This is a genomic window from Burkholderiaceae bacterium, assembly GCA_024235995.1.
GTDB lineage: Bacteria > Pseudomonadota > Gammaproteobacteria > Burkholderiales > Burkholderiaceae_C > Ottowia.
This window is the reverse complement of sequence record JACKLI010000001.1, coordinates 538560-554110: the sequence shown is the minus strand read 5'-3', so window position 1 is coordinate 554110 and position 15551 is coordinate 538560. Positions and strand designations below refer to the sequence as shown.

The following is a 15551-nucleotide window of genomic DNA, read 5'->3' as shown; positions in this document are numbered from 1 at the left end:
TTCTCCTACTTCCCTGTGAGCTCGGCCTGCACGCTCGGCGAATGCCGGCTCGTGTGCAGCTCCACCAGCTTTTCCAGCAGCTGCATGAACTGCCTGCGTTCTTCGGGCGGCAGGGGGCCCAGCAGCACGTCGCGGCTTTCGTGCGCGGCGCGGTCGGCGGCTTCCAGCACGCGCAAACCTTCCGGTGTCAGGAAGAGCAGGCGGGCGCGCCGGTCGTTCGGGTCGACCTCGCGCATCACGAGGCCCTTGGCCTCGAGCCGGTCGATCACGCCCGTCATCGTGGGGCGGTCGTAGTCGATCAGCGCGGCCAGGCGCGTGGCGTCCAGGCCGGGCGAATCGTTGATCGCCACGAGGGCGGCGAACTGGATCGACGTGAGGTTCAGCGGCGTGAAGTGCTCCGCCACGATCGCCACGGCGAACTAGTTCGCGCAGCGCAGGAGGAAGCCCGGGGACCTGCGCATCTTCTTGACGTTTGTGATGGGCATGGGGGCAGTGTACGGGCAGGCTTGCGATTTGTGATCGATGAATATATGATCCATGCAACACATATTTGGTCAACCAAAAGAACTTCCCAACCATAGAGAGCCAGGAGACGAATTGAAGACTCCCATCTGCGAGCGCCTCGGCTGCGAGGTGCCCATCTTCGCCTTCACGCACTGCCGCGACGTCGTGGTCGAGGTCACCAAGGCCGGCGGCTTCGGCGTGCTGGGCGCGGTCACGCACTCGCCCGAACAGCTCGAGCGCGAACTCAAGTGGATCGACGAGCACGTGGGCGGCCGGCCCTACGGCGTGGACGTGCTCATTCCCGTCGTCTACGACCGCGAGGCCGAAGCATCGACCGAGGAGGTGATCGACCTCATCCCCGCCGAGCAGAGGCAGTTCGTCGACAAGCTGCTGGATGCGGAAGGCGTGCCCCCGCTGTCCGCCGACGACGCGGCCGAAGCGCGCCGCGAGCTGATCGGGCGCGGGCGCAACACCACGCCGCTGGGCGCGCGCAGGCTGATCGACGTGGCGCTGCGCCACCCGCAGGTCAAGCTGGTGGTCAGCGCCCTGGGTGCGCCGCCGAAGGAACTGGTCGACGAGCTGCACGGCCGCGGCATCCTCGTCGGCTCGCTGTCCGGAAAGGCCGAGCACGCGAAGGCGCAGCGCGCGGTGGGCGTGGACATCATCGTCGCGCAGGGCACCGAAGCCGGCGGCCACACGGGGCAGATCGCCACCATGGTGCTCGTGCCGCAGGTGGTCGATGTCGCCGGCCCCGACATCGCGGTGCTCGCCGCCGGCGGCATCAGCCGCGGCAGGCAGATCGCGGCAGCCTTTGCGCTCGGCGCGCAGGGCGTGTGGACCGGAACGATCTGGCTGGGCACGCGCGAGAGCGAGCTCACGCCCATGGAAAAAGAGGTGCTTTTCAAGGCGAAGTCCGAAGACGCCGTGCAGCGCAAGTGGATGACGGGGAAGACCGGTCGCATGATCCGCAGCAAGGCCTCGGAAGCGTGGGAACAGCCCGGTGCGCCCAGGCACCTGAAGCCGCCGCTGCAGAACATCCTGTACCACAGCGCGCGCATCCGCATCGAGAAGGCGCATCGCGACGACCTGTGCTCGTTCCCCGCCGGGCAGGTCGTCGGGAACATGAAGGAAGAGACCTCCGTGCGCCAGGTCATGCAGGACCTGATGCAGGAGTACATCGACACCGCCGAGCGCATCTCTCCCTTGATCAACCTCTGAAAGCACAGATGGACAAGACACGCATCCCCGTCATCGTCGGCACCGGCCAGGTCACCGACACCACTTCGAAGCCCGAAGAGGGCCGTTCGCCGCTGCAGCTGATGCACGACGCGGTCAAGCTCGCCGCGGCGGACAGTGGCGCGCAGGACCAGGGCGCCGCACTGCTGCGCGGGCTGGACTCCGTCACGGTGATCCGCCTGTTTGCCGACACGCTGCCGCGTTTCGCATCGCCCTTCGGCAAGCTCGCGAATGCGCCGTGGTCCATCGCGCAGCGCGTGGGCGCGGCGAACGCCACGGACCTCGTGTGTCCCCCGCAAGGCGGCGATTCGCTGGTGATGCTCGCGCGCGCGTGCGAACGCATCGCGCAGGGAGAGTCGCAGGCGGCGCTGGTCGTGGGCGGCGAGGCGCTGCGCACCGAGCTCGCGGCCAAGCGCGCTGGTCTGCAGCTGCAGTGGGGCGAGGACGCCCCCACCACGCCCAACCAGCTCACGGGCGTGAGATCGTTCCGGTCCACACGCCCTGAGGACATGTACACCAAGGCCGAAGAGAAGCACGGCATGCGCTCGGCCATCGCAATGTACGCGCTCATCGGGCAGGCCCTGCGCCACGCCGCGGGGCAGACGGTCGACCAGTACCGCGAAGCCAGCGCCAAGCTCTTTGCACGCTTCGCCGCCGTGGCCAGGGACAACCCGCTCGCCACGCGCCGCAAGGGGTACAGCGCCGAGCAGATCGCCGAGGTGAACGCGGAGAACCCCTTCGTGGGCTTCCCGTACACCAAGCTCATGACGGCCAGCGTCTTCGTCGACCAGTCGGCCGCGTTCATCGTGGTGTCCGAAGCGCGTGCCGACGAGCTCGGCATCCCGCAGGACAAGCGCGTGTACCTGCACGGCGAAGCGCATGCGCACAACACGTGGTTCGTGAGCGACCGCGAGCGCCTCGACCAGTCGCCCGCGATGCGCCTGACCTCGCGCGCCGCTCTGGCGCAGGCGGGCAAGACCATCGCCGACGTGGATGTGTTCGACATCTACAGCTGCTTCCCGTCGGTAGTGCAGATCGCCTGCAAGGAGCTGGGCATCTCGCCCGACGACAAGCGCGGCCTCACCGTCACGGGCGGCCTGCCGTACTTCGGCGGACCGGGCAACAACTACGTGACGCACGCCATCGCCGAGATGGTGCAGCGCGTGCGTGCGAAGCCCGGCGCCTATGGCCTCGTCATGGCCAACGTCGGCCTCGTCACCAAGGCGGCGGTCGGTCTGTTTTCCACCGAGCGGCCGAACAAGCCCTTCATGCGCGCGGATTCCGACGCCATCCAGCGCGAGATCGACGCGCAGACCAAGGTGCGCTTCACCGAGGCACCGCAGGGTGACGCGACCATCGAGACCTATGCCGTGCTGCACGGCAAGAACGGTCCCGAAAGCGGCGTGCTGCTCGGGCGCCTGGCTGCTACGGGCGAGCGCTTCGTCGCGAACACGCCCGCCGATGCGGCAACGCTCGCGAAGCTGGAGCAGGTCGAAGGCATCGGGCTGCCCGGCACCGTGACGCAGGTGGACGGCCGCAACGTGTTCACGCCGCGCTTCGGATAAACGCGATGGCGGCACCGGACACAGGCCTCGCACGCCTCTTCAACCCGCGGTCCGTCGCGCTCGTGGGCGCGACCGACCGCTCCACGTGGTCGAAGATGGCCTTCGACAACCTGAAGCTGCTGGGCTTCGAGGGGAAGGTCCATCTCGTCAACCGCAGCGGCGGCGTCGTGCATGGGCAGCAGTCGTTCAAGACGGCAGTCGACATCGGCGAGAGCGTCGACGTCGCGCTGCTCATGGTGCCCAACCCCGCGATGGAGGACGCACTGCGCGACCTGGGCGCCGCGGGCATCCGCCACGCCGTGGTGCTCGCCGGCGGCTTCGCGGAAACCGGCAGCGAAGGCCGCACGATGCAGGAGCGCATGGTCGCCACGGCGCGTGAACTCGGCATCACGCTGCTGGGGCCCAACTGCCTGGGCTTCATCAACTTCACGACCGGCGCGGTGTGCTGGACGGGCGCCATGCGCACGCCACCCCTGAAGGGCGGCATCAGCATCGTGTCGCAAAGCGGCGCGGTCGCCACCGTGATGAAGCACTTCGCGCACCAGCACGGCGTAGGCATGAACGTGGTCGCCGCCACCGGCAACGAGGCAATGCTGGGCCTGGCCGAATGCGTGGACTACCTCGTGGACGACGAGAGCACGAAGGTGATCGCGGTGTTCGCGGAGACGGTGCGTGACACGCGCCTGTTCCGCGCCGCCGCCGAGCGCGCGCTCGCGAAGGCCAAGCCGATCGTGGTGCTCAAGGTGGGCCGCTCCGACATCGCGACGCAGGCTGCGCAGTCGCACACGGGCTCGCTCGTGGGCGACGACAGCGTGTTCGACGGCGTGTGCCGCCAGCTCGGGCTGGTGCGCGTGCGCAGCATCGAGGAGCTCGTGTTCACCGCGGCGCTGCTCGAGAAAACCGGCGTGCTGGCCGAAGGCGGGGTCGCGGTGCTGTCGTCCTCGGGCGGCATGGGCGAGCTGGCCGCGGACTATGCGCAGCTGGAAACACTGCGCCTGCCCGCCTTGTCGAATGAAACGCTCTCGGCGCTGCGCGAGATCCTTCCGCCGATGGCCACACCCGCCAACCCGCTGGACCTGACGGGCGCAGTCGTCAACGATTGGGCGCTCTTCACCCGCTGCATGGATGCGATGCAGCGCGATCCGGCCGTCTCCGTGCTGGTCTGCGTGGCCGACGTGCCCACGGCGAACAACAACGACTGGGCGCCGCTTGCGGTGGGAACGCTGCAGGCCATCGGGCAGTTCAAGCCGGACGGACGCGCGCGCTACCTCGTGGTGAGCAACGCGGTGAAGGCGGTGTCGGACAAGAGCCGCGAAGAAGTGGAGAAGGCGCAGATTCCGTACCTCGCCTGCGGGCTGGACATCGCGTTGCGCGCGTTGCGCTACGCCGCGGACTGGTCCCGGATGTCCCGCAGTGCAGGGGGCGAGCGCGCGGCACGCGCCTTGCCGGGTGCGGCGTCGACGGCAGGCGCCGACTTGCCGCAATCCGAGCGCGAAACGGTGGACTACCTCAAGCGCTTCGGCGTCCCCGTGGTTCCCCAGGTGCTCGCCACCGACGCGAAGCAGGCCGTCGCCGCGGCGCGCGACATGAACGGCCCGGTCGTCCTCAAGATCGCCTCGCCGGACATCGCGCACAAGACCGAGGTCGGCGGCGTCGTGCTCAACCTGCAGGGCGACGACGCGGTCGAAGCGGCGTTCCGCAGGATCATGGACGCGGCCGCCTCCGCGATGCCGAAGGCACGGCTCGACGGCGTGATCGTTTCGCCCATGCGCAAGGGCGGCATCGAGCTCTTCACGGGCGTGCGCGTCGACGCCCAGTGGGGCCCCGTCATCGCGCTCGGACTGGGCGGCGTGTGGATCGAGGCGCTGCAGGACGTGAGCCTGCGCCTCCTGCCCGTGACGCCAGCCGACGTGGAACAGATGGTGTCCGAGCTGCGCGGCGCGAAGCTGCTGCAAGGCTTTCGCGGCGCGCCGCCGGTCGATGTCGCGAAGCTCGCCGACGCCGTGGCGCGCATCGGCGACGCCGCGCTCGCGCTCGGCGCCACGCTGGACACGCTGGAAGTCAACCCGCTGCTCGCCGACGGCGCGCGCATCGAGGCACTCGATGCCCTCGCCACCTACAACCACTGAAAGAGACACACCATGGCCATCACGCAACGCGAGTTCTGCACCGTCGAGAAAGACGGACACCTCACCATCGTCACGATCAACCGTCCCGACGTGATGAACTCCACGCACTACGAGGCGGACCTCGAACTCGACCAGGTGTGGGACGAGTTCGCAGAGGACCCCGAGCAGTGGGTCGGCATCATCACCGGCGCGGGCGACCGCGCGTTCAGCACCGGCAACGACCTGAAGATGCACGCCAAGCGCGGCGTGCGGCAGATTTCCAAGGGCGGCTTCGCCGGCCTGACCACGCGATTCGACCTGGACAAGCCCGTCATCGCCGCGGTGAACGGCATCGCCATGGGCGGTGGCTTCGAGCTCGCGCTGGCGTGCGACCTCGTCATCGCGGCGGAGAACGCGTTCTTCGCCTTGTCCGAGCCGCGCGTGGGCCTGTCGGCACTCGCGGGGGGCGTGCAGTACCTGCCGCGCGCCATCGGCCTGCCGCGCGCCATGGGCATCCTGCTCACGGGGCGCCGCGTGCCGGCGAAAGAGGGCTACGAACTCGGCTTCGTCACCGCGGTGGCGCCGGCAGGCGGCGCGATGGAAGAGGCGCGCAAGTGGGCCGCGCAGATGCTGGAGTGCTCGCCGCTCGCGCTGCGCGCCACCAAGGAAGTCGCGCGCAAGACCATGCTGGGTGAGGACTTCGAGCGCAAGCTGGTGGACGCGCGCGAGTTCCCGGCGGCCAAGCGCCTGCGCACCAGCAACGACTACGTCGAAGGCCCGCGCGCCTTCGCCGAGAAGCGCAAGCCGAACTGGACCAACACATGAGCGAGGCCCTTCCCCTGGTGGAGAGCGAGGACCTCGTCCTCGTGCGCGATTCGGCGCGCGGCCTGCTGCAGGACGCCTGGCCCGCATCGCGCGCCGTCGCCGCTGCGAAGGACGCGGCCGCGCTGAAGGACATGTGGCGCAAGGCCGCGCTGCAGGGCTGGACTGCGCTCGCGCCGTCGCAGGACGAGATGGGACTTGCCGCGTCCATCGTGCTGATGCAGGAACTCGGCCGTGCGGCCTGCCCGCTGCCGCTGGCGGATGCGGTGCTCGCGAACGCGGTGCTCGCCCAGGCGCAGGGCGAGGCGGCCGCGCAACTGCTGGCAAGCGTGCAGTCGGGCGAGGCCATCGTCGCGTGGGCGGCCGATCCGCACGGCGGCAGGGTGACGGATGGGGCCACACTCGATGGCACCGTCTCCTTCGTCGAGCACGGCGCCATCGCCACGCACTTTCTCGTCGCGACCGGCAAAGGCGAAATCGCGATCGTGCCGCGCGAGGCCGCGGGGCTCGCGATCGATGCCACGCCCGGCCTGAACGTGCCGCCCCTGTCGCAGCTGCGCTTCACGCGGGTGGACACGTTCCAGCGCGTCACCACGTCGTTCGACGTCGGCACGCTCACGCCCCTGATGCGCCTGCTGCTTGCAGCACGCGCCACGGGTTCGGCGGGCTATGGCCTGGAGCTGCTGACCGACTACGCCAAGGTGCGCTCGCAGTTCGGCCACAAGATCGGCAGCTACCAGGCCATCCAGCACAAGCTCGCGAACTGCTTCACCAGCGTGGAGATCTGCCGGCTCGCGCTCGTCGCGGCGGGCCGTGCATCGCAGCACGAGCGCGCCTACAGCGCCGCCGTCGCGGCCGCGAATGCGGGCCAGCTGCTGCGCGACGTGGTGCGCGAACTGCATCACGGCTTCGGCGGCATTTCGTTCTGGGACGAGCACGAGCTGCCGCGCCACTTCCGCCGCATCCACGGCGACCTCACGCGGCTCGGTGGCGTGCAGCAGGCCCGGCGCGACGTCGCGGCCCTGCTGCTCGAACGCGGCGCCGTCCCCGACATGGCGCTCACGCCGGCGGCCGATGCCTTCCGCGCCGAGGTGCGCGAGTGGCTGGCGCACAACTGGGACCATGCCTATCCGCCCGAAACGTATGCGCTCCCGGTGAATCACCGCAAGGCGCGTCAGGACTTCAGCCGCAAGGTGGGCGCCAAGGGCTGGCTCGGCGTCAACTGGCCCAAGGCCTACGGCGGACAGGGACGCACGGCCTTCGAACATCTCGCCTTCGAGGAGGAGATGGCCTACGCGGAGGCGCCCGTCACCTTCCACAACACCTCGGCCAACATGATCGGCCCGACGCTCGTCATCCACGGCAGCGACGCGCAGAAGGCGTTCTTCCTGCCCGGCATCGCGCGCGGCGACATCTCGATCGCCCTCGGCTACAGCGAGCCGGACCACGGCTCCGACCTCGCGGGCATCAGAACATCCGCGAAGCGCACCGAGGACGGCGGCTGGGTGGTGAACGGTCAGAAGATATTCACGTCGACCGCCGGGTTCTCGCAATACGTGTGGCTGGCCGCGCGCACCGACCCGGCCAACCAGCGGCACGGCGGCATCAGCGTCTTCCTTGTGCCGCTGGACACGCCCGGCATCACGATCCAGCCCATGAGCGGCCTCAACGGCCACCGCGCGAACGTGGTGTTCTTCGATGACGTGAAGCTGCCCGCCGACGCGCTCGTCGGGCCGGAGAACGGCGGCTGGAAGCTCATCACCGATGCACTCGCCTTCGAGCGCGAGACGGTGGGCGCGATCGGCGCACGTGCGCGGGGTTACTTCGACAAGCTGCTCGCGCACGTGAAGGCCGACGCTTCGCTGCGCAGCGACCCGCTGGTGCTCGACCGCATCGGCGGGCTGGGCGCGGAGATCGAGGCGTCGCGCCTGCTCGCCGTGCGCACCGCGCAGGTGGTGGAGCAGGGCGAGGTGCCGCTGTGGCAGGCCGCCATGCTGAAGGTGTACGCGAGCGAGCTGATGGAGCGCCTGTCCGAGACGGCGTTCGACCTGCTCGGCCCCGGCGCCACGCTCGCCGAGGGCGCGCAAGGCGCGCTGTGCGACAGCGTGTTCGAGTACGGCGTGCGCGATGCGCTGCTTTACACGATCGGTGGCGGCACCAACGAGATCCAGCGCACCCTGATCGCGCTGCGAGGGCTGGACCTGCCTCGTTGATCCGGCTGTTTCATTCCAACTAGATCCTCATCCTGGAGACTCTCTCATGCAAGGCTTCCGACGTTCCCTCTTGCTGGCGGCATCGCTGCTGGCGCTCGCGCCCCTCGCGCCTCTCGCCCACGCGCAAGGCTTCCCCACGAAGCCGATCAAGATCGTCATCACGTACGCGCCCGGCGGCACGGGTGACGTGATCGCGCGCACGCTTGCCACGTCGATGAGCGAGCTGCTCGGCCAGCCGGTGGTGGTGGAAAACAAGACCGGCGCTTTCGGCTCCATCGGCACCATGGCCGTGAAGCAGGCACCCCCTGACGGCCATACGCTGCTGGTGACGACCATCGGCACCGTCGTGCTGGCGCCGATGGTGACCAAGGACGCGAGCTTCGACCCGGTCAAGGGCCTCACGCCGATCGCCAACCTCGCAATGACGCCAGGTGTTCTGGTCGTGCACCAGAGCGTTCCCGCCAACGACTTCCCGGGCTTCGTCACGTGGGCGAAGCAGCAGGCCAAGGGCGTGGACATCGCCGTCGCCGGCCCTACGCCGGAGGTGGCGATGGCGCTGCTCGCGCAGCAGGCCAAGCTCAATCTCGTGACCGTGCCTTTCCGCGGCTACGGCCCCGCGCTGCAGTCGGTGCTGGCCGGCGACACCAAGGTCATCTACATGGTGCCGTCGGTGCAGATGATGGAGTTCATCAAGCAGGGCAAGCTCAAGGTGATCGGCGTGACGAGCGCGCAGCCCAGCCCCGCGGTGCCTGGCGCGGTGCCGCTCAACAAATTCGTGCCGGGCTATGTGCAGGACATCAACTTCGCGCTGTGGGCGCCGCCCGGCACGCCGGCCGACGTGGCCGCCAAGCTGACCGAGACCGTGCGCAAGGGCCTGTCGGCACCGGGCATGGCCGAGAAGTTCGTCGCGTTCTCCGTGCCGCTTGCAGTGGCCGGGCCCGATGAAGTGACCCGCATCACCACGCGCGAGTCGAACGACATCAAGAAGATCATGGAAACCGTGCCGATCAAGTTCGAGTGAGGTCGACCCACCCCCGAAGCGCCTGCGGCGCTACCCCCTCAAGGGGTCGCCCCCAGCGGACCGGCAAAGCCGGATCCGCGGCGGCACTGGAAACACGTAACGAAAGCCTCCTATGAACGTGCGTACCTTTCTCAAGACCATCATGGAAACGACAACCGTCAAGTTCGGGGAATGACGATGCAGATGAATCGACGCAACGCCCTGGCCGCCTTCGCGGCGGCTGCCGTTCCTGGCGCATGGGCGCAGGACCGCTATCCGAGCCGCCCCATCCGCATCATCGTGACGAACGCCGCCGGCGGCGCATCGGACATGATCGCGCGCATGATCGGCACGGGCCTGACCGCTGCACTGGGGCAGCCCGTCGCGGTCGAGCCGATGCCGGCCGCCAACGGCATGTGTTCGAAGACCAGGTCGCGCTCAAGCCGCAGGCCGTGGCGGTCCAGTCGCCACAGGGGGACTGGACGTATGCGCAGCTCGGCGAGCAGGTCGCGCGCATGTCCGCGTGGCTGCGCGTACAAGGCGTTGCGCGAGGCGACCGCGTGGCGATCCTCTCGGAGAACCGGCGCGAGTTCGTGCTGACCCTGCTGGCGGCCGCGAAGGTCGGCGCGATCGTCGCGTGCATGAACTGGCGGCAGACGGCGGAGGAGCTCGCGCATTGCATCACGCTCGTCACGCCGAGGATCGCGCTGGTGTCGCCACGGTACGAGCAGCATGTGAAGCTGTTCGGCGAAGTTGCGGTCACGATGATCGGCGAGGAGCTCGAAAGCGACATCGGTGGGGTGCGCTTCGCTTCGACCCCACCCTGCGGGAACGGCGACGTCGTGGAGCCGGAGGACGGCCTCTACATCCTGTACACCAGCGGCACGACCGGCAAACCCAAGGCTGCGCTCGTGAGCCACCGCGCGCTCGTTGCACGCGGCGCGGTCAACACCATGGACCGTGGCGTGCGGCGGGGCGCGACCTTCATCGCCTGGCCGCCGATGTTCCACATGGCCTCCGCCGACAGCATGCTCGTCACCCTCATCGGCGGCGGCAAGGTGATCGTGATGGACGGCCTCGACGTGGGCGTGCTTTGCGACCTTGGCGAGCGCGAGGACAACGTCGGCTGGTTCGTGCTGATGCCCGGCATGATCGACAAGGTGCTGGACGAATACGCGCGCCGAGGCACGCGTCCGCACCCGGCGGATTCGGTGGGCTGCATGGCGGACCTCGTGCCGCGCCAGCAGATCGTCGACGTCACGCGGCTGTTCAACGCACCGTTTCGCAACACCTTCGGATCGACCGAAGCCGGCCCCGCGCCGGGCAGCGGCGGGCGTGTTCCCGTGGGTGTCGCCCCGGAGAACCTCGCCAAGAACCAGAGTTCGCTGTGCCGCGTGCGACTGGTGGACGAGGCGGGCCAGGATGTCGCACCGGGCGAGCCCGGCGAGCTGCTGCTGCGCAGCCCCACGCTCTTTTCCGGCTACTGGGGCATGCCTGAGGCGACAGCCGAAGCCTTCGCTGGGGGATGGTTCCACACGGGCGACGTGTTCACGCGCCAGCCCGATGGCACGCTGCAGTTCGTCGACCGACGCAAATACCTGATCAAGTCCGGCGGCGAGAACATCTACCCTGCCGAGATCGAACAGCTGCTGCTCGCGTCCCCGCGCATCGCCGACGCCGCCGTGGTGCGCAAGCGCGACGCGAAGTGGGGCGAAGTGCCCGTCGCATTCGTCGCCGTGCGCGACGAAACGCTCTCGGCGGAAGAAGTCGTCGCGCTGTGCCGCGGCCGCATCGCGAACTACAAGCTGCCGCGCGAGGTGCGCTTCATCCGCAACGAAGACATGCCGCGCAGCACCACCGGCAAGATCGTGCGCTCCGAGCTGGAGGCGCTGCTGCAGTGAAAGGCGACTGGACGCACGCGTGGCAGCCGATGGTCGATGCCGTCGGCCGCGACTTCGGCGAGGGGCGCACCGAGGTGTGGGGCGAGACGATCGAAGCGAGCATGGTGCGCCGCTACATCGAGCCGCTCGAGCTCGACTCGAAGCTGCATTCCGACGCGGCCTTCGCGCGCGCGCACGGCTACGCGGACATCGTCGTGCCGAGCACCGCCATCGCGAGCTTCGCGATGCCCCTGCTGTGGAACCCCGGCGATTCGCCGCTCTTCGACGACGCGGCGCGGGACGCGCAACCCACGCGCAGCCACATCGGCGGCGTGCGCTTCGGCCTGGAGCCGCCCACCACGCATTTCTTCGGCGTCGACGCGGAAGCGGACTACCTGCTGCCGGTGGTCGTCGGCGACCGGCTGTGCAGGCGCGGCGCATTGCTGCTGTCGTGCAAACCGAAAGAGACGCGGGTGGGACAGGGCGCCTTCATCTCTTGGCAAACCGAGGTGATCAACCAGCGCCGCGAGCGGGTCGCGCTGCTGCGCACGACGTTCTTCCGCTACAACGTGCTGCGCGCCGAGCCTGTCACCCCGGGCTCGACCCGGGGTCGTGGGCCCGCGAGCGCACACGATGCCGGGTCGAGTCCGGCATGACAGGAACACCATGACCCAGCGCCGCTTCGACGACGTGACGGCAGGCGAACCGCTCGCGCCGGTGCACTATCCGCTGTCGGTGCTGCGCCTCGTGATGGCGGCCGGCGCGAACCGCGACTTCAATTCCATCCACCACAACGCCGAGTTCGCCCGCGCGAGCGGCGCGCCGGACATGTACGCCAACACCTTCTTCCTGCAAGGCATGTGGGAACGCTGCGCGCGAGACTACATCGGCCCCGGCGGCACCATCCGCAGCATCGCGGGCTTCGCGATGAAGGCGTTCAACACGGCGGGGCAGACCGTCACCGTCGAAGGCCTTGTGGAGCGCAAGTGGATCGAGGCTGGCGCCGGACTGGTGGAACTGTCGATGCAGTCACGCACGGAACGCGGCGTGACCGTGGGCCCGGGCCGCGTGGTCGTGGAATTGCCGCTGCCGTGACGACGCCATCGAACGCGGACAGGATGCCGCCCGTCCTGAAGGCACTGCTCTTCGGCAACTTCGCGATCGGCTGCGGCGTCAGCGGGCTGGCCGCGACACTGCCGGAGATCAGCAGCTCGCTCGGCGTGAGCGTCGCGCGCGCGGGTGGGCTCATCACCGCGTCGTCGCTCATGGTCGCCGTGGGCGCGCCGCTGTGCGCGGCGGTGGTCGCGGGCTGGGACCGCAGGCGCCTGCTCTCGTTCGCGGCGCTGTGGTTCGGCCTGCTGCACATCGTGGCCGCGGCCGTGCCGGGCATCGACTCGCTGATGGCGGTGCGCGTGATGGCCATGATCGCGCCCGCGATCTTCACGCCACAGGCCGCGTCCAGCGTGCCCATGCTCGTTCCGCCCGAGCTGCGTGCGCGGGCGATCACGTTCATCTTCCTCGGCTTCTCCAGCTCCGCGGTGCTGGGCGTGCCGCTGGCGGCCTGGATCGGCGGCACCTGGGGCTGGCGTGTCACCTTCGCCTTCATCGGCGCGATGGGCGTCATCAATGCCATCTGGATCTGGCGCACCATGCCCGACGGCGTGCGCGCGACGCGGCTGTCCGCGGCCGCCTGGAGCCGCACGCTGCGCTCACCGGCGCTCATGAGCACGCTGGCCGTCACGCTCACGTTCGGCACGGGGCAGTTCATCCTGTGGTCCTACATCGCGCCCTATCTCAAGGGGCAGGTGGGCTTTTCGACGGGGGAACTGAGCCTGGTGCTCATGTGGTTCGGCATGGTGGGCCTGGCCGGCAACGCGCTCATGTCGCGCACGGTCGACCGCACGGGGCCGGCAGCAGCCGTCATGACATCGCTGGCCCTGAGCGCGGTCACGCTGGCAGCATGGCCGCTCGCGACAGGCTTCGCGCTGGTCGCGGTCATCATCGCGCCGTGGGCGCTCGGCTACTACGCGTCCAACTCGGCGCAGCAGGCGCGGCTCGCGGGCATCGCGCCGCAGCTCGCGTCCGCATCCATCGCACTCAACACCTCCGCGATCTACGGCGGCCAGGCTGCCGGCAGCGCCATCGGCGCGGCGCTGATCGCACTTGGCCGCTGGGACGCGCTGCACTGGGCCGCGCTGGCCGCCATGCTCGTGGCCATGGCCGGGAGCGCGCTGGCAACGCGCCTTGCCCGCATGCATGCCCTGGCGGCCTGAACCAGCAAACCAAGACCTCGAACCACACGACCATGTACCCACGCCTGCAAGACTTTGCGAACGAATTCCCCACGGCGCCTGCGCGCAAGCCCGGTGCTCCCACGGCCCTCGGCGGCATCCGCGTGCTCGACTTCAGCCATTTCATCGCCGGCCCCTACGCCACGATGATGCTGGCCGACTTCGGCGCGGACGTGCTCAAGATCGAAACGCCCGGCAAGGGCGACGACTTCCGCCACTACCCGCCCGTGGATGCGCAGATGCCCGCACAGGGGTCGTCGTTCTTCTTCGCCAACCGCAACAAGCGCAGCATCGCGCTGGACCTCAAGAACCCGCGCGCCCTGGACGTGGTGAAGGAACTGGTCGCAAAGAGCGACGTGCTCGTGGAGAACTTCTCCACCGGCGTGATGCAGCGCTTCGGGCTCGACTGGGAGACCTGCCGCGCGATCAACCCGCGGCTCGTGTACTGCTCGGTGCCCGCGTACAGCCGCGACGGCGAGTTCGCCGACCGGCCGGGGTTCGACCCGATCGTGCAGGCCGAAAGCGGCTTCATCTCGATGAACGGCTACGCCGACCGCGAAGGCGTGCGCGCGCTGTCCCCGGTGATGGACATGGGCACCTCGCTCATGGTGTGCAACACCGTGCTGGCGGCGCTGATGGCGCGGCACCACACGGGCGCGGGCCAGTATTGCGAGGTGGCGCTCTTCGACAGCGCCATCGCCATGACGGCCTACGCGCCCATGCAGTACCTGTTCGCCGGCATGGAGCCGAAGCGCAACGGCAACACCAGCCCCGACACGTCGCCCTCCGGCGTGTTCCGCGCGTCGGACGTCGCGTTCTACGTGAACAGCGGCAACGACAAGATCTTCCAGCGGCTCACCGTGGCCATCGGCATGCCGCAGCTCGCGACCGACCCGCGCTTCGAAGGGCGCGCCGGCCGCATGGCGAACCGCGACGCGCTCTTCGCCATCCTGATCGACGCATTCGCGAAGCAGCCCTGGGCGCACTGGCGCGCGAAGTTCCGCGAGCTCGCCATCCCGAGCGGCGAAGTGCGCACGCTCGCGCAGGCGCTGCACTCGCCCGAGGCCGCCGCGCGCGGGCTCGTCACGCGCATCCCGCACCCCGTGGCAGGGTGGGTGCCCAATCTCACGCCGCCCGCGCGCCTGTCGGACACGCCGGTGGTCGACCCCGTCGCGGCGCCCGCGCTCGGCGCGCACACGCACGAGGTGCTGCGCGACCTGCTCGGCATGGACGACGCACGCCTGGCTGAACTCGCCGCCGCCGGCGTCTTCGGCGCGCAGGGCGCAACGCAACGCAAACAGGAGGCCCTTGCATGAACGACGCCGTCGACTCGATCGGGAAACTCGCCCACGCGCTGACCGAAGCGCCCATCACGGACATCGTGGCGGGCGTCGGTGGCGAACCCGTGCACTCGCGCTGGATCGCGATCGACCAGGCCATGATCGACCGCTTCGCCACGCTCACCAACGACCACAACTGGCTGCATGTGGACCCCGAGCGCGCGGCGAAGTCGCCGGTGGGCAGCACGATCGCGCATGGCTTCCTCACGCTGTCGCTGATCCCGACGATGGCCTACGAGGTGCTGCCTCGCGTGCAGGAGTCCACCATGGGCATGAACTACGGCCTGAACAAGGTGCGCTTCGTCGCGCCCGTGCGCGTGGGCAGCCGCGTGCGCGGCGCCTTCGTGCTGGCGAGCGCAAAGACGAAGGAAGACGGCAGCCGCACGGAACTCGTCTACGACATCACGGTGGAGATCGACGGCGAGGACAAGCCCGCGCTGATCGCGCAGTGGATCCGGGTGGCGATGTTCTAGCAAGCAGGGCGAACGCCCCGCGGCGGCGGGCGGGGCCTGCCAAAGACGCGGGCGTTGCTCCATCACCAAGGGCGTGGGCATGCAGCAGTGCAATGGTGGTCAGGAAGCGCCTGTTCACT

Annotated in this window: 13 protein-coding genes; 12 read left to right on the top strand and 1 reads right to left on the bottom strand. The window is 69.2% G+C overall.

Translation table 11 applies throughout. The annotated features are described in order from the left end of the window. Positions 1 to 5: 5 nt before the first annotated feature. The gene (locus H6927_02725) at positions 6 to 413 is read right to left on the bottom strand and encodes a MarR family transcriptional regulator (GenBank protein ID MCP5217012.1); all 408 of its coding nucleotides are present in this window, start codon (positions 411 to 413) and stop codon (positions 6 to 8) included. A gap of 184 nt (positions 414 to 597) precedes the next feature. On the opposite strand from H6927_02725, the gene H6927_02720 reads away from it, so the two are divergent. From H6927_02720 to H6927_02665, 12 genes are all read left to right on the top strand, one after another. Next, complete coding sequence (locus H6927_02720) at positions 598 to 1722, top strand: nitronate monooxygenase (GenBank protein ID MCP5217011.1); 1125 nt, start codon at positions 598 to 600, stop codon at positions 1720 to 1722. 8 nt (positions 1723 to 1730) lie between these two features. Continuing rightward, positions 1731 to 3305 carry an acetyl-CoA acetyltransferase gene (locus H6927_02715; protein ID MCP5217010.1) on the top strand — a complete coding sequence of 525 codons (1575 nt, stop codon included), beginning with the start codon at positions 1731 to 1733 and terminating at the stop codon, positions 3303 to 3305. A gap of 5 nt (positions 3306 to 3310) precedes the next feature. Beyond that, a complete protein-coding gene (locus H6927_02710; protein ID MCP5217009.1) occupies positions 3311 to 5434 on the top strand; it encodes an acetate--CoA ligase family protein in 2124 nt (707 codons plus the stop codon). A 12-nt stretch (positions 5435 to 5446) separates the two neighbouring features. Then, a complete protein-coding gene (locus H6927_02705; protein ID MCP5217008.1) occupies positions 5447 to 6238 on the top strand; it encodes an enoyl-CoA hydratase/isomerase family protein in 792 nt (263 codons plus the stop codon). Continuing rightward, the gene (locus H6927_02700) at positions 6235 to 8448 is read left to right on the top strand and encodes an acyl-CoA dehydrogenase family protein (protein ID MCP5217007.1); all 2214 of its coding nucleotides are present in this window, start codon (positions 6235 to 6237) and stop codon (positions 8446 to 8448) included. The genes H6927_02705 and H6927_02700 overlap by 4 nt, the downstream gene beginning before the upstream one ends. Positions 8449 to 8494: 46 nt before the next feature. Then, positions 8495 to 9469: a tripartite tricarboxylate transporter substrate binding protein gene (locus H6927_02695; protein MCP5217006.1), complete on the top strand. Its 975-nt coding sequence runs from the start codon at positions 8495 to 8497 to the stop codon at positions 9467 to 9469. A 236-nt stretch (positions 9470 to 9705) separates the two neighbouring features. Then, on the top strand, positions 9706 to 11349 hold the full coding sequence (locus H6927_02690; protein ID MCP5217005.1) for an acyl--CoA ligase: 1644 nt from the start codon (positions 9706 to 9708) through the stop codon (positions 11347 to 11349). Beyond that, positions 11346 to 11984: a MaoC family dehydratase N-terminal domain-containing protein gene (locus H6927_02685; GenBank protein ID MCP5217004.1), complete on the top strand. Its 639-nt coding sequence runs from the start codon at positions 11346 to 11348 to the stop codon at positions 11982 to 11984. Before H6927_02690 ends, H6927_02685 begins: the two co-directional genes overlap by 4 nt. A gap of 10 nt (positions 11985 to 11994) precedes the next feature. Continuing rightward, positions 11995 to 12423: an acyl dehydratase gene (locus H6927_02680; GenBank protein ID MCP5217003.1), complete on the top strand. Its 429-nt coding sequence runs from the start codon at positions 11995 to 11997 to the stop codon at positions 12421 to 12423. 23 nt (positions 12424 to 12446) lie between these two features. Then, a complete protein-coding gene (locus H6927_02675; protein ID MCP5217002.1) occupies positions 12447 to 13601 on the top strand; it encodes an MFS transporter in 1155 nt (384 codons plus the stop codon). A gap of 32 nt (positions 13602 to 13633) precedes the next feature. Continuing rightward, positions 13634 to 14935 carry a CoA transferase gene (locus H6927_02670; GenBank protein MCP5217001.1) on the top strand — a complete coding sequence of 434 codons (1302 nt, stop codon included), beginning with the start codon at positions 13634 to 13636 and terminating at the stop codon, positions 14933 to 14935. Between the two features lie 38 nt (positions 14936 to 14973). Beyond that, positions 14974 to 15432, top strand: coding sequence for a MaoC family dehydratase (locus tag H6927_02665; protein ID MCP5217000.1), 459 nt, complete (start codon positions 14974 to 14976; stop codon positions 15430 to 15432). The last annotated feature ends 119 nt before the right edge of the window (positions 15433 to 15551 follow it).